Source organism: Pantoea nemavictus (assembly GCF_037479095.1).
Taxonomy (GTDB): domain Bacteria; phylum Pseudomonadota; class Gammaproteobacteria; order Enterobacterales; family Enterobacteriaceae; genus Pantoea; species Pantoea nemavictus.
In genome coordinates this window covers 2,631,387-2,656,352 of record NZ_JBBGZW010000001.1, presented here as the reverse complement: position 1 = coordinate 2,656,352, position 24,966 = coordinate 2,631,387, and the positions used below count along the sequence as shown (strand labels likewise).

Annotated in this window: 21 protein-coding genes; 7 read left to right on the top strand and 14 right to left on the bottom strand. The window is 54.2% G+C overall.

What is annotated here, in order from left to right; all coding sequences use genetic code 11:
* Positions 1-184: 184 nt before the first annotated feature.
* Positions 185-2,539 carry an aerobic respiration two-component sensor histidine kinase ArcB gene (gene arcB, locus WH298_RS12080; protein ID WP_007886612.1) on the bottom strand — a complete coding sequence of 785 codons (2,355 nt, stop codon included), beginning with the start codon at positions 2,537-2,539 and terminating at the stop codon, positions 185-187.
* An 899-nt stretch (positions 2,540-3,438) separates the two neighbouring features.
* On the opposite strand from arcB, the gene WH298_RS12075 reads away from it, so the two are divergent.
* Positions 3,439-8,970, top strand: coding sequence for a glutamate synthase-related protein (locus WH298_RS12075; RefSeq protein ID WP_007886610.1), 5,532 nt, complete (start codon positions 3,439-3,441; stop codon positions 8,968-8,970).
* Between the two features lie 189 nt (positions 8,971-9,159).
* Positions 9,160-10,908, top strand: coding sequence for a sulfite reductase subunit alpha (locus WH298_RS12070; protein ID WP_007886604.1), 1,749 nt, complete (start codon positions 9,160-9,162; stop codon positions 10,906-10,908).
* 62 nt (positions 10,909-10,970) lie between these two features.
* On the opposite strand, the gene sspB is transcribed toward WH298_RS12070, so the two are convergent.
* From sspB to zapE, 5 genes are all read right to left on the bottom strand, one after another.
* On the bottom strand, positions 10,971-11,459 hold the full coding sequence (gene sspB / locus WH298_RS12065; RefSeq protein ID WP_049851347.1) for a ClpXP protease specificity-enhancing factor: 489 nt from the start codon (positions 11,457-11,459) through the stop codon (positions 10,971-10,973).
* Between the two features lie 3 nt (positions 11,460-11,462).
* Positions 11,463-12,104: a stringent starvation protein SspA gene (gene sspA, locus WH298_RS12060; RefSeq protein ID WP_007886602.1), complete on the bottom strand. Its 642-nt coding sequence runs from the start codon at positions 12,102-12,104 to the stop codon at positions 11,463-11,465.
* Between the two features lie 329 nt (positions 12,105-12,433).
* Complete coding sequence (gene rpsI / locus WH298_RS12055; protein WP_007886600.1) at positions 12,434-12,826, bottom strand: 30S ribosomal protein S9; 393 nt, start codon at positions 12,824-12,826, stop codon at positions 12,434-12,436.
* A gap of 15 nt (positions 12,827-12,841) precedes the next feature.
* Entirely contained in the window at positions 12,842-13,270 is a 429-nt protein-coding gene (gene rplM / locus WH298_RS12050) for a 50S ribosomal protein L13 (RefSeq protein WP_007886599.1), read from the bottom strand.
* Between the two features lie 238 nt (positions 13,271-13,508).
* Complete coding sequence (zapE, locus tag WH298_RS12045; RefSeq protein WP_180822953.1) at positions 13,509-14,636, bottom strand: cell division protein ZapE; 1,128 nt, start codon at positions 14,634-14,636, stop codon at positions 13,509-13,511.
* A gap of 190 nt (positions 14,637-14,826) precedes the next feature.
* Between zapE and zapG the strand changes: the two genes are divergently transcribed.
* The 3 genes from zapG to degS all read left to right on the top strand — a co-directional run bounded on the left by zapG (position 14,827) and on the right by degS (position 17,879).
* A complete protein-coding gene (gene zapG, locus WH298_RS12040) occupies positions 14,827-15,231 on the top strand; it encodes a Z-ring associated protein ZapG (protein ID WP_007886597.1) in 405 nt (134 codons plus the stop codon).
* A 111-nt stretch (positions 15,232-15,342) separates the two neighbouring features.
* Positions 15,343-16,713, top strand: coding sequence for a serine endoprotease DegQ (degQ, locus tag WH298_RS12035; protein WP_007886596.1), 1,371 nt, complete (start codon positions 15,343-15,345; stop codon positions 16,711-16,713).
* A gap of 86 nt (positions 16,714-16,799) precedes the next feature.
* Positions 16,800-17,879, top strand: coding sequence for an outer membrane-stress sensor serine endopeptidase DegS (degS, locus tag WH298_RS12030; RefSeq protein WP_180822952.1), 1,080 nt, complete (start codon positions 16,800-16,802; stop codon positions 17,877-17,879).
* Between the two features lie 23 nt (positions 17,880-17,902).
* Here degS and epmA read toward each other — a convergent pair whose 3' ends face one another.
* Positions 17,903-18,880, bottom strand: coding sequence for an elongation factor P--(R)-beta-lysine ligase (epmA, locus tag WH298_RS12025; protein WP_180822951.1), 978 nt, complete (start codon positions 18,878-18,880; stop codon positions 17,903-17,905).
* A 147-nt stretch (positions 18,881-19,027) separates the two neighbouring features.
* On the opposite strand from epmA, the gene WH298_RS12020 reads away from it, so the two are divergent.
* Complete coding sequence (locus tag WH298_RS12020; RefSeq protein ID WP_007886593.1) at positions 19,028-19,552, top strand: lipocalin family protein; 525 nt, start codon at positions 19,028-19,030, stop codon at positions 19,550-19,552.
* 42 nt (positions 19,553-19,594) lie between these two features.
* Here WH298_RS12020 and WH298_RS12015 read toward each other — a convergent pair whose 3' ends face one another.
* From WH298_RS12015 to efp, 3 genes are all read right to left on the bottom strand, one after another.
* Positions 19,595-19,729: an entericidin A/B family lipoprotein gene (locus WH298_RS12015; RefSeq protein WP_007886592.1), complete on the bottom strand. Its 135-nt coding sequence runs from the start codon at positions 19,727-19,729 to the stop codon at positions 19,595-19,597.
* Between the two features lie 102 nt (positions 19,730-19,831).
* Entirely contained in the window at positions 19,832-19,966 is a 135-nt protein-coding gene (locus WH298_RS12010) for an entericidin A/B family lipoprotein (protein ID WP_180823721.1), read from the bottom strand.
* Positions 19,967-20,022: 56 nt separating this feature from the next.
* On the bottom strand, positions 20,023-20,589 hold the full coding sequence (efp, locus tag WH298_RS12005) for an elongation factor P (RefSeq protein WP_007886590.1): 567 nt from the start codon (positions 20,587-20,589) through the stop codon (positions 20,023-20,025).
* 42 nt (positions 20,590-20,631) lie between these two features.
* Between efp and epmB the strand changes: the two genes are divergently transcribed.
* Complete coding sequence (epmB, locus tag WH298_RS12000; RefSeq protein ID WP_049851343.1) at positions 20,632-21,660, top strand: EF-P beta-lysylation protein EpmB; 1,029 nt, start codon at positions 20,632-20,634, stop codon at positions 21,658-21,660.
* A gap of 38 nt (positions 21,661-21,698) precedes the next feature.
* Here the strand turns inward: epmB and WH298_RS11995 are convergent, their stop codons facing one another.
* From WH298_RS11995 to WH298_RS11980, 4 genes are all read right to left on the bottom strand, one after another.
* The gene (locus WH298_RS11995) at positions 21,699-22,046 is read right to left on the bottom strand and encodes a DUF4156 domain-containing protein (protein WP_007886588.1); all 348 of its coding nucleotides are present in this window, start codon (positions 22,044-22,046) and stop codon (positions 21,699-21,701) included.
* A 197-nt stretch (positions 22,047-22,243) separates the two neighbouring features.
* Complete coding sequence (groL, locus tag WH298_RS11990; RefSeq protein ID WP_007886587.1) at positions 22,244-23,896, bottom strand: chaperonin GroEL; 1,653 nt, start codon at positions 23,894-23,896, stop codon at positions 22,244-22,246.
* A gap of 46 nt (positions 23,897-23,942) precedes the next feature.
* Positions 23,943-24,236, bottom strand: coding sequence for a co-chaperone GroES (locus tag WH298_RS11985; protein WP_008104420.1), 294 nt, complete (start codon positions 24,234-24,236; stop codon positions 23,943-23,945).
* Positions 24,237-24,429: 193 nt separating this feature from the next.
* Positions 24,430-24,882, bottom strand: coding sequence for an FxsA family protein (locus WH298_RS11980; RefSeq protein WP_036620254.1), 453 nt, complete (start codon positions 24,880-24,882; stop codon positions 24,430-24,432).
* Between the last annotated feature and the right edge of the window lie 84 nt (positions 24,883-24,966).

Here is a 24,966-nt window from a genome sequence, read left to right as displayed (position 1 = left end):
AATCGCTGCTCAACATCACACAATTTAATGAATCTTGTCGCAAGCATTGGCGAATTTGTTAAGGTGATTTTGAAGCGTTAACCAATACCAAACTGTTGCTTTTTTATTCGACCTCTAATAATAGCAGCAGTACCGATTTCCCTGGTGTTGGCGCAGTATTCGCGCACCCCAGTTTCGACTGGGGTCATTTTTTTCTAACGTCCTGTACTTTTTCCCGCTCCGCAACCCACTCACGTAACACGTTCACGTCCTGCAGCCACTCCTGTTTTAGCTCGTCGATCCACTCCTGTACGTTGTCCCACCACGCTGGCAACTCCGGCGACTGAATCTGCTTCGCCAACTGTTGCAAATGCAGTAAACCAACCGAACCCGCCGCGCCTTTGATTTTGTGCCCTTCTTCCGCAATGCCTTTTTGGTCACGCGCCATCATGTTGGAATCCAGCACCTCGAGATAGCCCGGCATCATCTGCTCAAACATGGTAAGACTTTGCGTAATCAATCCTGGGCCAACCAGTTCAATGTATTGCTCCAGCATTGGCACATCTAACAGCATGCGTGATTGCTCGGCTGAGGACTCAATAACTAACGCCTCCTGTTCCGGCTGATAATCCCAGAACTTTTTGATCATCGCCGTCAACGCCGGTACGGCAAGCGGTTTGCTCAACACATCATCCATGCCTGCATCGAGATACTCTTTTTTGTCTTTCAGCACGTTTGCCGTCAGGGCCACCAGCGGCGGCAAGGATGTGCCAGCATGACGCTGATGAATGGCGCGCGATACGTCGAGCCCGGTCATATCCGGCAGCTGGATGTCTAACAACACCAGATCGAACTCCTGCGGATCAAACATCGCCAGCGCGTCCGTACCGGTCATTGCGACTTCAACGCTGCAGCCCAGCTTCTCCAGAACCGAACGCGCCACAATGACGTTGAGTTCAATATCTTCCACCAGCAGTACGTGCAGCGCCGGCAATGGCATGCTGTCATCCAGATTGTCGTCCTCAACCTCCTCAGCGACGCGTGGCGCGTTGATCTCGACGGTGAAGCAGGAACCCTGCCCCGCAACGCTACTCACGCTGATATCGCCGCCCATTGCCTGTGCCAGCCGACGCGATACCGCCAGACCAATACCGGTGCCCGTCGCCGGTTTGCCGCCATGCTGATCCTTCACCTGGTAATACATCGCGAAGATCTTATCCTGCTCTTCCTGCGGAATGCCCATGCCAGAATCCTGCACTTCAAAGTGCAGCGTTTCGTCCTGACGATAAGCAACACGCACCACGATTTCGCCCTGCTGGGTAAATTTCACCGCGTTACCAATCAGGTTCCATAGAATCTGACGCAAGCGAGTGCCATCCGCCGAGATTTTATGCGGCAACGGCAACTCTGGCGCCATGACAAACTTCAGTCCTTTGGGCTGCGCCAGCAGACCGGAGAGGTTTTCCAAATCGGCGAGGAAGCCGGTGAAATCCAGCGGCTGATTATCCAGCTGCACTTTGCGGCGTTCGATTTTGTCCACTTCGATGACATCATTAAAGATGTTGCCCAGCGTGATAGCCGAAACATGAATGGTTTTGAGGTACTTGAGCTGCTCCTGATTGAGATCGGTATCCAGCAGGATGCGGCTCAGCCCAACGATGCCATTAAGCGGCGTACGCAGCTCGTGGCTAATAGTAGAGATGAAGGTGGTCTTCTCGCGGCTGGCATTCTCCAGCGCGTCCTGATAGCGCTTACGCTCGGTAATATCGCGACCAAAGCCCATCAGGCCACTGCGTTTTCCCACGCGGTCGTAATAGGGCACTTTACGGATCTCGAAGCAGGCTTTGCGCCCATCGGGATATTCCAGCCACTGTTCGTACGTCAGCGACACATTGTGACGGAACACCTTCTCATCGGTTTCCAGCACTTTGGTGGCGGCTTCATCATCGTAAATATCGCGCGGCGTCAGGCCGATCAGCTGCTTTTCGCTCATGCCGGTTAACAGTTCCATGGCGCGGTTACAGCCGGAGAACTGCTTATCAATATTGCGGTAGAACACCAGGTCCGGCGATGCATCCAGGAAGGAGCGCAGGAAGGAGGATTGCTGTTCCAGCTCGATTTGTGCCTGCTCGCGCCGCGCCATCTCTTCGCGCAGCTTGTCCATCACCTGCTCACGCGCTTGTTCGGCTTTAATACGGTCGTTAATTTCCTGATTAAGCTGGGTGATGGTCTCTTTCATCTGCTGATTCAACTCAAGATCGCGCGTGCGCATCTCTTCCAGCTTATCCACCAGTTTTGACAGGCGCTGGCGTGACTCCTCCAATTGATCGACCACCACCGAAAGAAAATAGACTGCCCAAGGCGTTATCAACAGACCGAAAAAGATCGAACGCACCACGTCGATGCTCTCAACATGGCCGCGCAACACCATGGTGACCGCCATCTGTACCACCATCGCCAGTACCACCAGCGCCGATGCCAATAGCAGTGAAAAGCGCACCAGGCCGAGTTTGACCATCAAATCAACGTAATACTGCGCTAAAAGACGAATCTGTTTCATTACGAGCTCCCTGAACGAAATCTGGCTCATGATAGCGTATTTATCGCCGCGCCGCGCCGCTTCACCTTGCCATATCGCGCGGGTTATGCCCTGTAATGGTGCACCACAGCGGCATTTCGCCGACGTTCCCTTCTATATGCGCAAAGCGCTTGACTAATTCTGCCAACTGAATAATCTGGAGGGCCGCGCTTTTGCGGGCCTTTTCTCAACATCCTGTGCTAATCAGCACTCTGGCAGCCATTCGTCGTAATGGTTGCGCGCCTTTATTGCATACCCATTCAACTTAAATGATTTTTTAATCACGCCCCGCATGATTAATTTTACTAATGGCAGCCCCATTTTGATTCAAATATGACGCCATAAGAAAAACAGATACATGCTGTGTGTGAACCCCCCTCAGCAGAATTAAATGCTGTTATAAGCATACCTGCCAGCATTGTTTAGATATCAGAGGGCTGGGTCACAGTGAGACGGCTCACACTTCCTGGGGGAATGCGCAGCGGGAGATTGACATATATTTACGCAATAAAGTCTTTTTAATCATTTAGTTAAGTGACATAAAAGCCAATTACCCTCAACAAAGCTGGCTATTTGACCTGAGTTCGCTTTCCCGATAAGTTGGAATTCCACTGGGAGCTTTCCTTGTGGGCCTGTGTCTCGGCATATCTATGCAGCAAGAAGACTCCCTCTAGATGCAAGCTATCTCCCGAAAGAGACCGGATTAAAGAGCAGCTCATTAAGGACGTGACAACAGTGTCTGGAGAGCCCTTGCTCGGTGTTGCGACGCCTGCTCTTTATGAGCGGCACAAGAATTGATACCGCCACGTTGTCTGACTCAGTAACGCGGCAGTGCGCGAAATAATGCAGGTAATGTCAAAAGAAGTTTAAGGAGACTCTCAATGTCCACGCAAAAACCGAATCCCTATGGTTTGTATGATCCATCAGCCGGAAGTGACAGCTGTGGAGTAGGTTTCATTACCCGTAAGGACGGCGAGCAGACCCATGAGATCCTGCAGATGGCCCATAGCGCGCTTTGCACGGTCCCGCACCGTGGCGGCATGTCTGCCGAAGGCGTGGGCGATGGTGCGGGTGTTAACGTCGATCTCTCCCTGAACTTCTTCCGTAAGGTTACGGGCATGGCGCTGGAAGCCGGTCGGTTTGGCGTGGGTAACTTCTTTGTGCCTAAAGACGCTGAACTGCGAGCCAATGCTGAGCGTCTGGTAGAAGAAACGCTGGCGGCACACAACTTCCCGGTATTAGTGAAACGCGATATGCCGCTCGACGGCAGCGTAACACGACCGGCCGCCCTGCCATTCCAGCTGCCAATTGTGCAGTGGGTGTTTGCTGCGCCGCAGGAAGTGACTGAACAACTGGAGTTCGAACGCCAGATTTATCGCGCGCTGCTGGATATCGAAGCGCGTGCCTTTACCGAAAGCGAATTCGGCGGTCTGTATCCGCTGTCGCTCTCCTCGCGCACGCAGGTGTTTAAAGCCCGCCTGAACTCCAACGAAGTGATTCCGTACTTCAAAGATTTAACCGATGCGGACCATCAGGTGCGCGGGCTGTTCTTCCATACCCGCTTCTCCACCAACACCGATCCACATACCACCATGGCTCAGCCGTTCCGCCTGATGGCGCACAACGGCGAGCTGAACACCGATCGTAAAAACCGTATCGCCGAAGCGGCACTGATGCTGGCGCGCGGTAAGAAAATTGTCCGTCCTAAAGGTCAGTCCGACAGCTCGCGTCTGGACCAAAGCATCCACAGCCGTTTGATGGAAGATAATCTCGACCTGATCACCGCGGTGGTGTCCATGATGCCTCCGGCCTGGGAGAACGATACCTCGCTCTCTAATGAAGTACGCGCCATGCTCGAGTACTTCTCATTATATGAAGAGAAGAACGATGGCCCTGCCGCGCTAATCTTTGGTAACGGAGAAGTGATTGGCGCCCGTCTGGACCGCCTTGGCCTGCGTCCGCTGCGTTCCGTTGAAACGGCGGAGTATATCGGTGCCATGTCTGAAGCGGGCCAGATCGCCTTCCCACCAGAAAGCGTGCTGCGTCGTGGCCGTATCGAAGCCGGCGGCATGCTTTATTACGATCACCAAGAGAAGCGCTCTTACACCACCGTGGAAGCGCTGGAAAAACTGGCAGCAGAGAAGGATTACCTCTCCCTGCTGAGCAAAGCACGCGTCGATCTGGAAGATCTGCCAGAAATCCAGGCTGAACAGTTAGGTTCTCCGCTGCGTTATCGTGGTGACCTGCAAACCTATCAGCGTTTTGTCGCTTACTACTACAACCAGGAAAGCTTCAAATTCATGATGGACCCGATGCTGCAAACCGGCGCTGAGAAGATCTCGGCGATGGGTTACGGCAACGCCATCAACGGCCTGTCCGACCATGAAGGCGGCATGGCGCACTACTTCTCGCAACGCTTTGCGCAGGTGACTAACCCACCGCTCGACTCCATCCGTGAAGCGGACGGCATGACGCTGCGTGTTGCCCTCGGCGCTAAGCCGCACCTTGGCCGCAGCAAGGGCCAGCAGATCATTGTGCCAACACCGATTTTGACGCACCTCGACATGCTGCGCCTGCGCGAGCAAACCGTCGCTCCTTACGCGCGCTTCGAGATGCTGTATGAGCCGGTAGTCGGTAAAGATATCGTCAGCCGTGCAGCCAACGCCAACGCGCTGGAAAAAGCCATCGATGACTTAGCGCAGCAGGTGGTGGATTTCGCACGCCAGCAAGGCGGCATCGCCGTGATTACCGACCGCCATATCTCCTCAACCCATGCAGCGATCCCGATGCTGTTGATGGTGTCGGCGATCAACCAGCGTCTGGTGCAGGAAGGTTTGCGTCTGGATGTTTCGCTGGTAGTAGAAAGCGGTCAGAGCATCTCTTCACACCATATCGCCGCCACGTTGGGCTTCGGTGCTTCTGCCGTTTACCCACTCGGCGTGCAGATGCGTGCGGAAGAGAAGTTCGGTGAAGGTGTAGAGGGCAATAAAGCGTTTAAACGCTATGCCAAAGCCGCTGAAAAAGCGCTGATGAAAACCATGGGCAAAGTGGGCCTGTGTACGGTTGAGAGCTACAGCTGCGGCGAGTTCTTTGAGCCGAATTTCCTCGATACTGAAGATCCGGTATTGAAGAAATACTTCCCGAATATCAAAACGCCGGTCGGCGGCGCAGGCTTCCCGGCTATCGCCCAGATGGCGGTTGATTGGCATCAGAGTTCGTTAAAAATTCAGGGCGAAGCGGAAGTCCCGCTGCTCGGCCTGTTCAAAGAGCGCGCAGAAGGTGCTGGCCACTCGTACGGCACCATTGCGGTACGTACCTTCATTGATATGACGGAACAACCGATTCGCTTTGCTAACAAAGAGCGCGAAGAGGACAACTTTATTCGTTTGATGACGCTGGCCAAGCTGGATAACGCTTTCAATATCAAAGCGGAAGCCTTTAAAGACAGCAGCTTCGAGCGCATCCCGAATGATGTGATCGACACCTTTGCCATCACACCAGATTACCGTCAGTTCTCCGGCCTGATGCACGCTGAACGTAAACGTCGTCCTGCGGCGCTGCGTGACATCCTCGCGCTGCCGTGCGATTTAACGCACGTGGATAGCGAAGCCGAATTCGGTCGCAAGCTGGGCCGCTACTCGCTGGTCAACAACGGCTTCGCTACGCGTGGTCTGCAATGCGAAGCGGTGAATGGCAGCCTGAACCAGTTTGAGCTGCGCCTGATTGATGCGATTGCTGGCCTGAAGCCAGAGAATGAGCGTCTGGAAGCGCTGTCACGTGCACTGAAAACCCGCTTTATCGATGATATCGAAAGCAGCAATGTGGCTGATGGTGTACTGCACATCACCGCTTACGGCAAAGCCGCGGATTATCTATCACTGATCTTCACCGCGCTGCCATCGCTGCCGCTGGAAGAGATTCAACCGGCACATGAAATCACCCGGACCTTTGCGTCGGGCGCGATGAGCCACGGTGCGCTGGTGGCGCCTGCGCACGAAGCGGTTGCACACGGCACTAACATGGTTGGCGGCATGAGTAACTGTGGTGAAGGTGGCGAGCACTATTCACGTCACGGCACCATCCGCGCGTCACGTATTAAACAGCTGGCATCAGGTCGCTTTGGCGTGTGGGCGGCTTATCTGGCTGACCCAATGCTGGAAGAGCTGGAGATCAAAATCGGTCAGGGCGCGAAGCCAGGTGAAGGCGGTCAGCTGCCGGCACCGAAAGTGACCGTTGAGATTGCGGCAGCGCGTGGCGGTACGCCGGGCGTTGAGCTGGTTTCACCGCCACCGCACCATGATACTTATTCGATCGAAGATTTGGCTCAGTTGATCCACGATTGCAAAGCCGCGCGCGTACGCGTCATTGTAAAACTGGTTTCATCTGAAGGCATCGGCACCATCGCCGTCGGCGTGGCAAAAGCCGGCGCCGATGTGATTAACGTCGCGGGTAACACCGGCGGTACCGGTGCAGCATCGGTTACCAGCCTGAAATATACCGGCCGCGTGGCAGAAATCGGTATCGCCGAAGTACACCAGGCGCTGTGTGCCAATGGCCTGCGCGACAAAGTACAGCTGCGCTGCTCCGGCGCGCAGCAGACCGGCAGCGATGTCATCAAATCTGCCCTGCTCGGTGGCGACAGCTTCGAATTCGGCACCACCGCGCTGATGATGTTGAAGTGCGTGATGGCGAAAAACTGTAACGTCAAATGCCCGGCCGGTTTAACCACTAACGCCGAAGCCTTTGATGGCGATCCACGTCAGCTGGCGCAGTACTTCATCAACGTGGCGCAGGAAGTGCGTGAGTTTCTTGCCCGCCTTGGTCTGCGTTCACTGCGTGAAGCGCGTGGCCGTTCGGATCTGCTGCACTTGATGGATCACCCGCTGGAAGTCGGCAAACTGGATCTGCGCGCGATGTTAACCGTGGTGCCAGAGCAGAAAATTGCTAAGCCGGTCTATCTGGAAAAAGACTTTGAACTGGATGATGGCTGGGTCAACGAACTGAAAACCCAGCTGGTTGGCGAGGCAAGCCGTGAAATCGCGCTGGGCGCCGGCATCACGCTGAACAACCGTAACAAGAGCGTGGGTGGCCAGTTGGCGATCGATATCGAACGCATGCTGAACCATGAACTCTCGAAAGAGCAACTGGCAGCATTGCCAGCGGTGCTGAAAGACGATCGCGGTCGTCACTATCTGGCGCCAGCCACCGTGCTGATCAACACCAGCGGTTCTGCCGGCCAGTCGTTCGGCGCATTCTGCAACGACGGCATGCAGATGAAACATTACGGCACCTGTAACGATGGCGTCGGTAAAGGCCAATGCGGCGGCGAGCTGGTGGTGATGTCACCGGGCGGCGGCGCACAGGATAGCGACGGCAACGTGCTGATCGGTAACTTCGCCCTGTTTGGTGCTACCGGTGGTCGTTTGTTTGTTCAGGGCCAGGCGGGTGACCGCTTCGCGGTGCGTAACTCTGGCGCAACCGCGGTAGTGGAAGGCGTCGGCGACTTCTGCTGCGAATACATGACCAACGGCGCCATCCTCAACCTTGGCACCTTCGGTAAAGGCTTCGGCAACGGCATGAGCGGCGGTTTCGCTTACCAGTACGACCCGTATGGATCGCTGGCGGCACACGCAGCGGGTGATTCAGTACTGTTTGGATCCATCGCCGATGAAGATGAAATGGCGCAGGTGCATAAACAAGCGGTGCTGACCATGCTGAACTGGCATCTGGAAGCGACCCAATCCCCACGTGCCGCATGGCTGCTGGATAACTGGGAAACCGAGTGCCACCACTTTGTTTACGTGATGCCGCGTTCGCTGTTGCTGTATCAGGATGGCACCGAGATTCTGAAGGCCAAATCGCGCAAAGATCTGCTCGAAGAGCTGTCGACGTCGCTGGCTGCGCATCAGGTAGCGAAGTTCAAATCCGCCTGGCGTGACGGTAAAACCATTGCCAACGGCGCAGTACCGGCTTACGGCGCGACCGACACGCTGGAGATGTTTGTGCTGCTGAACAACTACACCGTTCTCAGCCTTGCGCAGCAGCTGGCGCTGGGCAAGCTGCCGAAAGGCACCGCGGTGGAGGATGCGGCAGTCGAGAAAGCGGTACGTAATCTGCTGATGACCGAAGATTTTACGCTGATTAGCAAGCTGCAACGTCACGCGCGCTCCGCGATTGAGAGCTACAGCGATGACGAGCTGGCCAGCCTGATCGCCGCGAAACGTATGGCAGATTACAAAGCGGCATTGACGCAACGTAACATTCGCTCCATGGATAGCCTGGCGACTTACGGCTGGATCATTTATCAGGATGCCTGCAACCGTGAAGTCCTTGGCCATCTCCCTGATTTTGAAGAGCTGTTTGCCCGTGCTGCATTGCCAGAAATCGCTGCTGCGGTCGGGAAACTTTCCTGATTACAGCACTACTGAACATGTGTAATTTAGACCCTCCCCTAAATAATTCGGGGTGCAGGAAGGCGGCAAACGAGGGCATCACGATGAGCTTACTCAAGTAAGTGATTCGGGTGAGCGAGAGCAGCCAACGCATCTGCAACTTGAAGTATGACGGGGAAAAAATTTTGAACAGGATTGAGTGCCTTACCGATGAAAATTCCTTACATTCCTGAAGATGCACCGTTTAACGGTGAGCAGAAATACTGGCTGGCGGGCTTTCTCGCCGGTCTCCATTCGCGCCTGCTGGTATTAGAAGACAAGCAGAGCGCGCCGGCCGCAGGTGCCAATACGCAACTGCATATCCTGTTCGGTTCACAGACCGGTAATGCTGAAGCGCTGTCACAAACGGCTGCCAAAGCCGCTCGTGCCAAAGGTCTGGTGCCGGTGGTACAGGCGCTGGGTGAGGTGGATCTGGATGTGTTCGCCACTATGCGTCACGTGCTGATCGTTACCTCAACCTACGGCGAAGGCGAAATGCCGGATAACGCCCAGCTGTTTTGGCAGGCGATTTCAGCCAGCACCGCGCCACGTCTGGAGCAGATGCACTTTGCGGTCCTGGCAATTGGCGACACCGGCTACGACGGTTTCTGCCAGGCAGGTAAATTCATTGATATGCGTCTCGAGCAGCTCGGCGCGAAACGTGTTGCCGATCGTATCGACTGCGATATCGACTTTGAAGAGCCATCCAGCGAGTGGATCGGCACGGCAATGCCACAGTTTGCTGCCAGCGCTGGCAGCAGCGGTACCGCGCTGGAAAGTGCGCCAGAAGCGCCGGTGATTCCGGGCAGCAATAAGCAAAATCCCTATGCAGCTGCGCTGGCAACGAACAAGCGTCTCTCAGCAGAAGAGTCGGCAAAAGATATTCGCCACTTTGAATTCGATCTCAGCGACAGCGGTCTGAAATATGAAGCGGGCGACGCGCTGGGTGTGATCCCCGTGAATGACGCAGCGTTGGTGTCACTGCTGCTGGCCGAACTGAAAGCGGACTATGAGACGCCGGTGCCAGGCTTTGACCGTAACCTCGGCGATCTGCTGACGTATCAGTTCGAAATCTCTGAGCCATCACGCAAACTGATTGAGTGGGTTGGACAGCACACCACCAACCAGGAACTGCGTCACGTATTGCAGCACGACGATAAAGATACCCTTGCCGTTTGGCTGTGGGGCAAAGATACGCTGGATCTGCTGCAGCTTGAGCTGACGCGCAGCCTGTCAGTGCCGGAATTGGTTGCCATGCTGCGTCCATTGCAGCACCGCGCGTACTCCATCTCGTCGAGCTCGAAAGCGCACCCTAATCAGGTGCATCTGACCATCGCTTCCGTGCGCTATCACAGCGGCGGCCGCGAGCGTAAAGGCGTGTGTTCAACCTACCTGGCTGAACGTGTACGTCGTGGCGAAAAGCCAGCGATCTTCATTTCGCCTAACAAAGCGTTCCGCGTGCCAGCAAACGGCAATGCGCCGCTCATCATGGTTGGCCCGGGAACGGGTATCGCTCCGTTCCGCGCCTTCCTGCAGGAGCGCCAGGCAACCGGTGCTGAAGGCAAAAACTGGCTGTTCTTCGGTGACCAGCATCAGGCACATGATTATATCTATGAAGATGAGTTGCAGGCATGGCAGGAGAAAGGTCTGCTGACTAATCTCGATCTGGCCTTCTCGCGCGATCAGGAAGAGAAGATTTACGTGCAGAACCGCATGCTAGAGAAAGGCGCGGAGCTGTATGCCTGGCTTCAGGATGGCGCCTACTTCTACGTATGTGGCGATGCCTCGCGTATGGCGAAAGATGTGGATGCTGCGCTGTATGAAGTGGTTCGTCAGTTCGGTGGCTTGTCCAGCGAACGTGCTGCGGCTTACATCGATCAACTCAAGAAAGATAAACGCTATCTGCGCGACGTCTACTAAGACGCGCAGACATAAAAAAACGGGCCAATCGGCCCGTTTTTTATTTCTCACTCTCAGACGTATTACTTCACTACACGTAGTGAAGGTCGTCCGCCACGCGGTGGCGGCTCATCATCTGGCGAGTGATCGTCGTCAGTCGCATCGTCCGGACGATCGCCATCAATCACAGACATCATCGTCTCTTCCTGACCGCCAGCTTCTTGTTCGTCCGTCGCCAGCTCATAGGCCGGTTCCGGTTCAAACATGGTACCAGCGCCGTTTTCACGGGCATAAATGGCCAGAACCGCAGCCATCGGCACAGAAACCTGACGCGGTACACCGCCGAAACGCGCATTAAAACGCACTTCATCATTGGCGAGGTCAAGATTGCCAACCGCACGCGGCGCGATGTTCAAAACGATCTGTCCATCACGCGCATACTCCAGCGGCACCTGCACACCAGGCAGATTGATGTCGACCACCAGGTGCGGCGTCAGCTGGTTATCAAGCAACCAGTCATAGAACGCTCGCAGCAGATAGGGACGACGCGCCGTTAGTTGCGACATTTCCATACGTTAGCCCCGAGCTTGCAGGCGCATTTCACGTTCTGCTTCCGTCAGTGACGCAAGGAAAGAGTCACGCTCAAACACACGTGTCATGTAGCCTTTCAGCTCTTTAGAACCCGCGCCAGACAGATCAACACCCATCTGCGGCAGACGCCATAACAGCGGTGCCAGATAGCAATCCACCAGACTGAACTCTTCACTCATGAAGAACGGCGTGCGTGCGAACAGTGGCGCAATGGCCAGCAGCTCTTCACGCAGTTGCTTACGCGCTGCATCGGCTTCTGCACCGTTGGTGGTTTCGATGGTGCGCATCAGGCTATACCAATCCTGCTCGATGCGATGCATCATCAGACGGCTTTCACCACGTGCCACCGGGTAAACCGGCATCAGCGGAGGATGCGGGAAACGCTCATCGAGGTATTCCATGATGATGCGTGATTCGTACAGCGTCAGTTCACGGTCGACCAGCGTAGGTACGGTGCGATACGGGTTGAGGTCAATCAGATCCTGCGGCAGGTTATCCGTTTCAACCTGCTCGATCTCCACGCTGACGCCCTTCTCAGCCAGTACAATACGTACCTGATGGCTGAAAATGTCAGTCGGACCAGAAAACAGCGTCATTACCGAACGTTTGTTGGCAGCGACAGCCATGAAAACCTCCAAGTTTGTTCACAAAAAGATACTGCGAATAGCCAACCACGCGGCGACTCACCGGCTCATCAGATTCGCCTACCGTCAGCGTTAGAAGCATCGCCCGGTCTTCCGGACAGGAACGACAAGCACAACGCTGCGTCTCGCAGGCGCAAAGTGACAGTGAGTTTACCAGATTTTAAGCAGCTTGTGGGGCGGGCATGATGATTTGCGGGCAAAATGCGGGTAAAGCTCGCGTTTTTCGTGGGAAAAAATCATAAATACAGATAATAAAAAACCCGCCGAAGCGGGTTTTTTGAGCCAACTGCCGCTGCCGAAGCAGCATACAATTAACGCTTGGAGAACTGCGGACGACGACGTGCTTTACGCAGGCCGACTTTCTTACGTTCAACTTCACGCGCATCACGGGTAACGAAGCCCGCTTTACGCAGTTCAGAACGCAGAGACTCGTCGTACTCCATCAGAGCGCGTGTGATACCGTGACGGATCGCACCAGCCTGACCAGAAATACCACCACCTTTAACGGTGATGTACAGGTCAAATTTACCAACCATATCAACCAGTTCCAGCGGCTGACGCACGACCATGCGTGCAGTCTCGCGACCGAAATACTGCTCCAAAGAGCGCTGGTTAATTACGATGTTACCGCTACCCGGCTTGATGAAGACGCGAGCGGCAGAGCTTTTGCGGCGACCAGTGCCGTAGTTTTGAGTTTCAGCCATTGCCTATAATCCCGATTAAATGTCAAGAACTTGCGGTTGCTGCGCCGCGTGGTTGTGCTCGTTGCCTGCGTAAACTTTCAGTTTACGGTACATAGCACGACCCAGTGGGCCTTTCGGCAGCATGCCTTTAACCGCGATTTCAATCACACGCTCAGGACGGCGCTCGATCATCTCTGCAAAGGTCGCTTGCTTGATACCACCGATGTGGCCAGTGTGGTGATAGTAAATCTTGTCAGTACGCTTGTTGCCGGTTACAGCAACTTTTTCTGCGTTCAGAACGATGATGTAATCACCGGTATCAACGTGCGGAGTGTATTCCGCTTTGTGCTTACCACGCAGACGGCGCGCCAGTTCAGTCGCCAGGCGACCCAAGGTTTTGCCCGTTGCGTCAACAACATACCAGTCACGCTGTACGGTTTCTGGTTTAGCTGTAAAAGTTTTCATTGAAAAGCTTACCCAAATAAAAAGTTACACGTTGGTGAAATCCCAAACGCTAAGTAAACGATTGAGGCTCACACGACCATTTTGCCCAGCAAGCCACCCCTTCAAGTGAGTTACCGGATCACATCGAGTTCTTGGGAAAGAAAACCGATGCTGTAACGTGGGGTCGCAAGATTATAGAGAAGTCGAACTCAAAGATCGAACCTTTTTGCATCTAAATCCTGCGATTTCTGCCACGTCATCAGGGCAGATGCGGCAGACGCAAATACTCTTCGCTTTGCATCTCCTGCAAACGCGACAAGCAGCGTTGATACTCAAACTTCAAGCGTGTGCCCTGATAAATTTCAAACAGTGACGTTTCTGCCGCCACCACCAGTTTCACGTGGCGTTCGTAGAATTCATCGACCAGCGCAAGGAAGCGACGCGCCTGATCTTCGGTCTTATAAATCATCACCGGCACATCATACAGCAAGACGCTATGAAAACGGCGTGATAGCTCAATATAGTCATGCTGGCTGCGCCCTTCGCCGCATAGCGTCAGGAAATCAATCGCCAACACGCCTTCATGCACGCCGAGCGTCGGCATCTGCCGATGGTTAATTTCCAGCACCGGCGCATCTTCACGTGCTTTGCCTGACAGCGCGCGGAACATGCGCTCCATTTCGCTATGCGTGGCATCGTTCAGCGGGAAATTCCACAAATGTGCCGACGTTAAGGTACGTAAGCGGTAGTCGATACCGGCGTCAACGTTCATCACTTCGCAATGACGTTTGATTTGTTCGATGGCAGGCAGGAAACGCGCACGCTGCAAGCCGTTGCGGTAGAGTTCATCCGGCGGAATATTTGAGGTCGCGACCAGCGAAATACCGCGCGCAAACAGCGCTTCCATTAGCGTGCCGAGCAGCATGGCATCGGTGATGTCCGAGACAAAAAATTCATCAAAACAGAGAATGTCGGTTTCCGCTTTAAAGCGATCGGCGACAATCAGCAGCGGATCGCTGTGGCCTTGCAGTTGCGTCAGCTCCTGATGGACACGCAGCATAAAGCGGTGGAAATGCAGACGCAGCTTACGATCGCCAGGAATTGACTGAAAAAACAGGTCCATCACCCAGGTTTTACCGCGCCCAACGCCACCCCACATATAGAGGCCGCGCACCGGCGCATCGCGGGTGCTTTTCTCTTTATTGATCATCTTAGATAAGCGGCCAAACAGACCTTTTGCTTCCGGTTCAACGTGTTGCTGACGGGCAATCAATCCTTGCTGGATGGCATCTAAGCGGGTAATCGCTTCTCGTTGTACGTCATCCGGGCGGAATTCGCCCTGCGACAGCGCCTGCTCATAGCGGGCAAGCGGAGATGAGGTTTGCATGGTTCTCTCAGAATCCCTGAAAAAGTCCGATTCACGGGTCGGTTGACGAAAATTAGGCCGCTCTACACTATGCTATGCAGCCCGATAGTTCCACTTCCAATAGATTATTGGGTATAGTGGCTGCTATTGAAGTTGATGTTGCAGCAGAAGCAATGCCCTACGAAACAACGGAAATTACACGGGAGTCATTATGACCTGGGAATACGGGCTGATTGGTTTAGTGATTGGCATTATTGTCGGCGCGGTAGTGATGCGTTTTGGCAACAAGAAGCTGCGTGAGCAGCGTAGCATGCAGTATGAGCTGGAAAAATCGAAGGCTGAGCTGGCGGATTACCGCGAGGAGCTCACCAACCACTTTGCACGCAGTGCCGAGCTGCTGGACAACATGGCGCATGATTATCGCCAGCTGTATCAGCACATGGCGAAAGGGTCAAACGACCTGCTGCCAAATCTGCCAGGCGAGAAAAATCCGTTTGCCTACCAGTTAACGGAAGCCGAAGCGGATAACGATCAGGCGCCGGTACAAATGCCGCGCGATTACTCTGAAGGCGCATCCGGCCTGTTACGGGGTAGCGATCGCACACCGCGTAATTAATCCTTTTGGGGCACAGCTTGGCTGTGCCCTTTTTGTTTGTCGAACCCTTGCCCCAAAAGACTGTCACACTTTTTTATCCCCTTTTCTTTTCGCAGCGAGAGCGTTGTAGCAATGAAAAAACAAGCACGACTGTTGAGCGCATTAGCCTTGAGCATTGGCATGAGTCTGGCCGCGGCACCGAGCGCGCTGGCCACGCTACCCGCCCAGATTCAGGGACAAGCATTGCCAAGCCTGGCACCGATGCTGGAGAAAGTTCTGCCTGCGGTAGTCAGTGTGCATGTTGAGGGCACCGATTCCGGCCAGCAGGCGCAAGATATCCCCGAGCCGCTGAAACGCTTCTTTGGCCAGGCGCCGGGACAATCCCAACCGCAGCCGTTTGAAGGGCTGGGTTCCGGTGTGATTATCGATGCCGCGAAAGGTTACGTCCTTACCAACAATCACGTGGTGAACGGCGCAGACAAAATCAATGTGCAGTTGAGCGACGGCAACGAATACGATGCCAAGCTGATTGGTCATGATGAGCAGACCGATATCGCTTTGATTCAAATTGAGGGCGCAAAAAACCTTACCCAGGTGAAAATCGCCGATTCAGACTCGCTGAAAGTGGGTGATTTTGCGGTGGCTATCGGTAATCCCTTTGGCCTTGGTCAGACGGCCACCTCCGGCATCATCTCTGCGCTGGGTCGTAGCGGCCTGAATCTGGAAGGGCTGGAGAACTTTATCCAGACCGATGCCGCAATTAACCGCGGCAACTCCGGCGGTGCATTGGTTAACCTGAATGGCGAGCTGATTGGTATTAACACCGCGATTCTGGCTTCCAGCGGCGGCAACATCGGTATTGGCTTCGCGATCCCAGCCAATATGGCGATGAATCTCGCGCAGCAACTTATCCAGTTCGGCGAAGTGAAGCGCGGCCAGCTGGGCATTAAAGGCACGGAAATGACCGCCGATATCGCCAAAGCGTTTAACGTTGATGCGCAACGCGGTGCCTTTGTTTCGGAAGTGCTGCCGAAATCTGCCGCCGAGAAAGCGGGCATTAAAGCCGGCGATATTATTACCTCCATCAATGATAAGCCGATTACCAGCTTTGCCGAGCTGCGTGTCAAAGTGGGTACAACACCGCCGGGCCAGGACGTGAAGATCGGCCTGCTGCGTGAAGGCAAACCGGTAAATGTCACCGTCACGCTGGAACAAAGCGCGCAGACTACCGCCAGCGCGCAGCTGATGTCTCCAGCACTGCAAGGCGCAACGCTGAGCGACGGCGCGACTAAAACCGGTGATAAAGGCGTGAAAGTCGATGCCATCGAAAAAGGCACGCCAGCGGAGCAAGTTGGTTTGCAGAAAGACGATGTGATCATCGGTGTGAACCGCAATCGCGTGGCATCGATTGCCGAAATGCGCAAAGTGCTGGAAGGCAAACCACCGGTGCTGGCACTGAACGTGGTGCGCGGCGACGAAAGTATTTACCTGCTTCTGCGATAATCCTCGCATCAGGCGGACAAGCAGGTGTTTGTCCGCCTTTCTCATGCTATTCTGCCCTGCGATCTCACCTGGCTTGAAATAACACCATGTTTCTTAAACTTTTGCGTTCTGTGGTGATGGGCCTGATCGTGGCTGGCTTACTGCTCGTCGCGATCCCTGCGCTGCGTATGGGCAGCAATATCACCTTTGAGCATGACAATAGCGATGATGAAGCACCCGTCAGTTTCAATCAGGGTGTGCGACGTGCCGTGCCCGCGGTCGTCAATGTCTATAACCGCAGCGCCCACGGCAACAACAATCGCGGTATCACCACGCTCGGTTCTGGCGTGATCATGAACGGCAAAGGTTATATCCTGACCAACAAACACGTCATTAACAACGCCGATCAGATCATCGTCGCGCTGCAGGATGGCCGTTTCTTCGAAGCCACGTTAGTGGGCTCTGATGCCATGACCGATTTAGCGGTGCTGAAAATCAGCGCGTCAAACCTGCCGGTGATCCCAATTAACGCCAAACGTATCGCACACATCGGCGACGTGGTGATGGCCATCGGCAATCCGTACAATCTCGGCCAAACCGTGACGCAAGGCATTATCAGTGCCACCGGACGCGTTGGCCTGAGCTCATCTGGCCGACAAAACTTCCTGCAAACCGATGCTTCCATCAATCAAGGCAATTCAGGCGGCGCGTTGATTAACTCGCTCGGCGAATTGATGGGCATTAACACGCTGACGTTTGATAAAAGCAGCGATGGCGAGACGCCAGAAGGGATTGGTTTCGCCATTCCTACCGCGTTGGCGAGCAAAATCATGGATAAGCTGATTCGTGATGGTCGGGTGATTCGCGGATACATTGGCATCACCGGTCGCGAACTGCCGCCGCTGCACGGCCAGGGGAATAACCTCGATCGCGTTCAGGGCATCATTGTCAGCGATGTTACGCCAGGTGGCCCCGCCGATAGCGCCGGGATTCAGGCTAATGACGTGCTGCTTGAGGTGAATGGCAAAACCGCGCTCTCAGCGCAGGAAACCATGGATCAGGTGGCAGAAATTCGCCCAGGTTCGGTGATTGACGTGCAGATATTGCGCAATGAAAAGAAAATGACGTTGCCGGTAACCATTCAGGAGTTCCCGGAAGTAACCGCGCCCACCACCACGACACCATAAGGGCGCTTACGCGCCCATAGGGTTTAACTGCGATCGACCGGGAAGGCGATCACTTCGCTTAATGAACTGGCTTTCAGCGCCAGCATAATCAAACGATCGACCCCCAACGCCACGCCGGAACAAGCCGGCATACCGTGCGCCAGTGCATCCAGCAAGTTGGTATCGATAGGATGTTGCGGCAGGCCCCGCGTGGCACGACGACGATTGTCCTGCTCAAAGCGCTGACGCTGTTCACGGCTATCAGTTAACTCACGGAAACCGTTCGCCAGCTCAATACCTTTGTAGTAAACCTCAAAGCGCTCAGCGACGCGGTGATCTTCAGTACTGATCTCAGCCAGCGCCGCCTGCGTGGCCGGGAAGTGATAGACGAAGCACGGCTTATCAATCCCGATTTTTGGCTCAACGCCCAGCATAAATAGTAGCTGCAGCAGCGTATCGCGGTCTTCTTCACGGTTCGCTAACTCGCCCTCGCCCAGCTTCTCCGCCACTTCGCGCAGCTGCGCTTTATCAGCAGACAGCGGATCGATCTCCAGATGACGAATAAACGCCTGTTGATACGACAGGGATTCGGCGCTGTCACACTCCAGCACCTGCTGCATGAGATCGTCCACCTCGTTCATCAGGCGGTACATATCGTAATGCGGACGATACCACTCCAGCATAGTGAACTCTGGGTTGTGGTGACGCCCCGCTTCTTCATTACGGAAGCTACGGCCCATTTGATAAATCGGTCCGCTACCCGCTGCCAGCAGGCGCTTCATGTGGTATTCCGGACTGGTCATCAGCCAGAGATCGCGCCCTTCAGCAGCGCCCGGCCCAACGAAACGCGTCTGGAAGGGTACCAGATGAATGTCCGTAATGGTCGCCTGACTCATCGCCGGGGTATCGACCTCCAGCACGCCGCGATCGGCAAAGAAACGCCGTATTTCCGCCATAATAGCGGCGCGTTTCAACAAATTGGCAATAGATGCGCTCGGCTGCCAGCTTGCCGTTTCGCTCATGTTGATGACTCCTCATACAGATAAGGGGTGGAAGTCTACCCGCATTGACGATGGCAAACAACGACGCAGCAAAGGCGGCTGGCACAGCCAACATTTTGGTCACGGGCGGCTATACTTAACTCATTAAAATCGTAAAGGAATCCCACAATGTCCCCATGGAAAACCCTGCTCGCCAGCCTCAGCGCTTTTCTCTCTGTGGCCTGCTCGACCACACCGCCCAAGGGCGTCACGGTGGTAGAGGGCTTTGATAGCCAACGTTATCTCGGTCAATGGTATGAAATCGCCCGCCTTGATCACCGCTTTGAACGCGGTTTACAGCAGGTCACGGCCAATTATAGCCCGCGCGAAGATGGCGGCTTAAAAGTGGTAAACCGCGGCTTCAATCAACCCAAGCAACGCTGGCAGGAGAGCGTCGGCAAAGCCTATTTCACCGGCGATAAACAGCGCGCCTCGCTTAAAGTGTCATTCTTTGGTCCGTTCTACGGCGGTTACAACGTGATTGCGCTAGATCCAGACTATCGCTATGCACTGGTCTGTGGACCCAATCGCAGTTACCTATGGATTCTGTCGCGCACGCCTCAATTGGATGAAAGCATTAAACAGCGTTTGGTTGAACAGGCCAGAAGTGCCGGATTCCCGGTTGATGAGCTGATTTGGGTTGAGCAGAAATAGAGATGAGAACCGGTGCGAAAGCAGCTTTCGCACCGGAATATCTTACTGTGCGCTGCGCTGAATTGCCTTGCCGCCCGCCGAAACATCTTCGCCAACACCACGTGTGGTGTTGCAAGCGGTCAGAACGGATGAGAGCACCAGCACGGAAAAAATCGCAACAATACTTTTCTTTAACATAGCCATATCCTTTTTGGTTGCAGTAAAAGTACAGCTCTTAAAGCATAGTCTCGATCTGTAAAACTGCGGATGGGCGGAGTAAAAAAGAGAAGTGGCAGCGAATTATTTCTCAGCTGCGTGTGAGATGGCGCCGCCTAAATGCGAGACATCTTCACCAAAGCCATGAAAAGTGTTGCAGGCGCTCAAAGCGGAGGCGACCAGCAACGCAAAAACAGCAAACTTTGCCATCTTTTTCATTTTTCTGAACTCTGAGAGAGAAAAAAGGCGCATCACCGATGCGCCTGATTTGACGATTATTTTACGCGTGAAACGTATTCGCCAGAACGGGTATCTACTTTTACTACTTCGCCAATCTGCACAAACAGTGGCACTTTGATAACCGCGCCGGTAGACAGCGTTGCTGGCTTACCGCCAGTACCCGCGGTGTCACCTTTCAGGCCTGGATCGGTTTCGACCACTTCAGCTTCGATGAAGTTCGGCGGCTGAACGGCGATCGCTTTATCGTTCCACAGGGTAACGATACAATCAGCGTTGTCCTGCAGCCACTTGGTCACATCATCCAGCACTTTAGATTCGATCTGATACTGCTCGAAAGATTCCGGGTGCATGAAGTAGTAGAAGTCGCCGTCGTTGTAAGAGTATTGCAGCGTCATATCACGAACGTCTGCGCCTTCGGCAGAGTCAGTAGATTTGAAGGTTTTCTCAACGCGAGAACCGGTCAGCAGACGACGCATTTTTACGCGTGCAAATGCCTGGCCTTTACCCGGCTTAACAAACTCACTGGCTTCGATGGCATAAGGTTCGCCTTCGAACATGATTTTAAGACCGGGACGGAAATCGTTGCTAAGATAAGTCGCCATAAAGGCCCTCTGTAAATATTGAACTGGTAAATAGCCAAAAAAATGGCACACATTGTAACCCTAAATCCCCCCGTCAGAGAAGATTGGTTGCAGCAACTCGCTGATGTTGTGACCGAACCTGCTGAATTACTGCAACTTTTAGCTCTGGATCAACATACAGATCTGGCTGCAGGCGCTGATGCACGCAAGCTTTTCGCCCTGCGCGTACCGCGCGCCTTCATCGCACGCATGAAAAAAGGCGATGCAATGGACCCGTTGCTACTGCAAGTCATCACCAGCCGTCAGGAATTTATTGATGCGCCAGGTTATAGCACCGATCCGCTCGATGAACAAAGCAGCGTGGTACCTGGTTTACTGCATAAGTATAGAAATCGTGCGCTGCTGCTGGTAAAAGGCGGTTGCGCCGTCAATTGCCGCTACTGTTTCCGCCGGCATTTCCCCTACCAGGATAACCAGGGCAACAAGCGTAACTGGCAAGCCGCGATTGATTACATCGCCACCCATCCTGAACTGGATGAGATAATTTTCTCCGGCGGCGACCCGCTGATGGCAAAAGATCATGAGCTGGCCTGGCTGGTTGCCGCGCTGGAAAAAATCCCCCACCTCAAACGCCTGCGCATTCACAGCCGCTTACCGGTGGTGATTCCGGCACGTATCACCGAAGGTTTGTGTCAGATTCTGGCAGACACACGTCTGCAGGTGTTGATGGTAAGCCACATTAACCATGCGCAAGAGATTGACGACGAACTGCGTTACGGCATGCAGATGCTAAAGCGTGCGGGCGTAACATTACTCAACCAGAGCGTGCTGCTGCGTGGTGTGAATGACGATGCGCAGGCGCTGGCAAACTTGAGCAATGCGCTGTTTGATGCCGGCATTCTGCCCTACTACCTGCACGTGCTGGATAAGGTGCAAGGCGCGGCGCACTTCTATGTTGCGGATGAAGAAGCGCGCGGACTGATGCGTCAGCTGCTGGCAATGGTTTCAGGCTACATGGTGCCTAAACTGGCACGTGAGATTGGTGGAGAGCCAAGCAAGACGCCGCTGGATTTACAGTTGCGCCAGGAATAAAAAAAGCCGCATCAGCGGCTTTTTTTTACGACGACAGCTTACGGGCACTTATACACCTGGCCAGACATTTTGCTGTCCAGCGGGGCAAAAGCAGACAGCAGATTCTGCGTCGGGCTGGTGGCACCATAAATCACGTTGCCGCCCATCTCTGCCGCGCGGTTGCGCAGGTCGTTAGCCGCGCCACGCAGTGAACTGCCTTCACCGCCTGAACCGGTTAGCCAGTTGCTCTGTGAGCCGGTAAGCGTTCCCAGCAGCTGACATTGACTGGCTGGTTGTTGGTCGACGAAGGTCACACGTTCGCCGCCAGCACTCAGTTGATTGGAGCTGCTACAGCCCGCCAGCAGTAAAGTTCCCACTGCCAGTCCGAGCAAGAGGTTAATCCGCATTGTAATCCCCATTTATTATCATCAGTGTCGGGCGGCAGCGTAGCAGAAAAGCGCACTTTTTTTCTGAACATTCATTGCCCTAAACCCGTAAAGCCGAAGTATTGCGCCCTTACTTATACCTTGTTCCCCCGCAAAAGAAAAACCCCCGACCGTTTCCGATCGAGGGTTTTCCAGATGACTTAAGCAGTCAGGGGCAATTACATCATGCCGCCCATTCCGCCCATGCCACCCATACCGCCAGCGCCGCCTAAATCAGGTGCGTCGCTTTTTGGCAGGTCAGTGACCATTGCTTCGGTGGTGATCATCAGGCCAGCCACAGATGAAGCGTATTGCAGTGCAGAACGCGTCACTTTGGTTGGATCCAGGATACCGAAGTCGATCATGTTGCCGTACTCTTCGGTCTGCGCGTTGTAACCGTAGTTACCGTCGCCCGCTTTCACGTTGTTGGCAACGACAGATGGCTCTTCGCCGGCGTTAGACACGATCTGACGCAGTGGCGCTTCCATTGCGCGCAGCGCAACTTTGATACCCACGTTCTGGTCTTCGTTATCGCCTTTCAGGCCAGATGCGGCGATTTTCGCTGCAACGCGAACCAGCGCCACACCACCACCCGCAACCACACCTTCTTCAACCGCAGCACGGGTCGCGTGCAGGGCATCTTCAACGCGTGCTTTCTTCTCTTTCATTTCAACTTCAGTTGCTGCGCCCACTTTCAGTACGGCAACGCCGCCTGCCAGTTTCGCTACGCGCTCCTGCAGTTTCTCTTTGTCGTAATCAGAGGTCGCTTCTTCGATCTGCTGACGAATCTGCGTTACGCGACCAGAGATAGCACCTTGATCGCCCACGCCATCGATGATGGTGGTGGTATCTTTGTTGATCACAACGCGTTTTGCCTGACCCAGATCTTCCAGCGTCGCTTTCTCCAGCTCCATACCGATCTCTTCAGAGATAACGGTACCGCCGGTCAGGATAGCAATATCCTGCAGCATCGCTTTACGACGGTCGCCGAAGCCCGGCGCTTTAACCGCAGCCACTTTCACGATACCGCGCATGGTGTTAACCACCAGCGTTGCCAGCGCTTCACCTTCCACGTCTTCTGCAACGATCAGCAGCGGCTTACCGGCTTTAGCAACTGCTTCCAGCACAGGCAGCATTTCGCGGATGTTAGAGATTTTCTTGTCAGCCAGCAGGATGAACGGGGTTTCCAGCTCAACTGCGCCAGTTTCTGGCTTGTTGATGAAGTACGGCGACAGGTAGCCACGGTCGAACTGCATACCTTCAACCACGTCCAGCTCGTCTTGCAAGCCGGTGCCTTCTTCAACGGTGATAACGCCTTCTTTGCCCACTTTGTCCATTGCATCAGCAATCAGGGTGCCGACGGTTTCGTCAGAGTTAGCAGAGATGGTACCCACCTGGGCAATTGCGCGTGAATCCTGGCAAGGCACAGACAGGGTTTTCAACTCTTCAACAGCGGCGATAACGGCTTTATCGATACCGCGCTTCAGATCCATCGGGTTCATGCCCGCTGCAACGGCTTTCAGGCCTTCGGTGATGATCGCCTGAGCCAGTACGGTTGCAGTGGTGGTGCCGTCGCCTGCTGCGTCGTTCGCTTTAGAGGCCACTTCTTTCACCATCTGTGCGCCCATGTTTTCGAACTTATCTTCCAGCTCGATTTCACGCGCAACAGAAACACCATCTTTAGTGATGGTCGGTGCACCAAAAGATTTATCCAGAACCACGTTACGGCCTTTCGGGCCCAGGGTAACTTTTACTGCATCTGCCAGTACGTTTACGCCACGCAGCATTTTCACGCGTGCGTCATTACCGAATTTTACGTCTTTAGCTGCCATTTCAAATATCCCTTAAATTCGTTTCGTTCAGTGAATTACGCGTAAATTACGCTTCAACAACTGCAAGGATGTCGCTTTCGGAGATGATCAGAACTTCTTCGTTGTCGATTTTCTCGGTCTTAGCACCGTAGCCTTCGCTGAAAATCACCAGATCACCCACTTTTACGTCCAGTGGCTTAACTTCACCGTTTTCCAGGATGCGGCCTTTGCCAACAGCCAGGACTTCACCGCGGGTAGATTTACCGGCAGCTGAACCGGTCAGCACGATGCCGCCCGCTGATTTAGCTTCAACTTCTTTACGCTTGACGATGACGCGATCGTGCAATGGACGAATTTTCATTTGATAGCTCTCCTTTGAGAAGTCCAATCATTCATTTTTTGGGTTAGAACCGGACTGCATGGCTTCCGGCCTCGTGCTGGAAGAGATAGGGGCAATAAGTGGGCTTTCAAGGGTAAAAAATATAAATATTTTCGTTTCTGCAACAGATGGCGAAAAATGCAGCAAAAAGGCGGCTTGCGCCGCCTTGTCATGTTTATTGGTCTTTATCGTGGCCAATCTTGTCCTGATCCTTGCGCTCATACTCACCGTCCATGGTGAAGCCCGCGTCGGGGCCCGCGCCCGGTCCGCGCCACACGCGCAGATGCGGCATCAGCTTTAGCGTCAAATGCTTCTGCACCGGCGGCAATAGCAGCAGCAGGCCGAGGAAGTCGGTAAAGAAACCCGGCAACAGCAGCAGGAAACCGGAGATGATCAGCGAAACGCTCTTGGTCATCTCTGCCGCCGGGCTCTCATTGCGCGCCAGCTTCTCCTGCATCAGTCGGAAGTTCTTCATGCCCTGATTTTTCACCAGCGACACACCAATACATGAGGTGAAGATCACCAACAGCATGGTGAGCAGCACGCCCAGCGCATGCGCAACCTGGATGAAGATTGAGATTTCAATCCAGGCCAATACAAAAAAAATCACTAACGGTAACCAGCGCACCGAATTCTCCTGTGAGTTGGAGCTGCCTCGCAAATTGCCAGACAGCAGAAAGGGAGGGTCTGCATGACCGTACTGATAGAGATG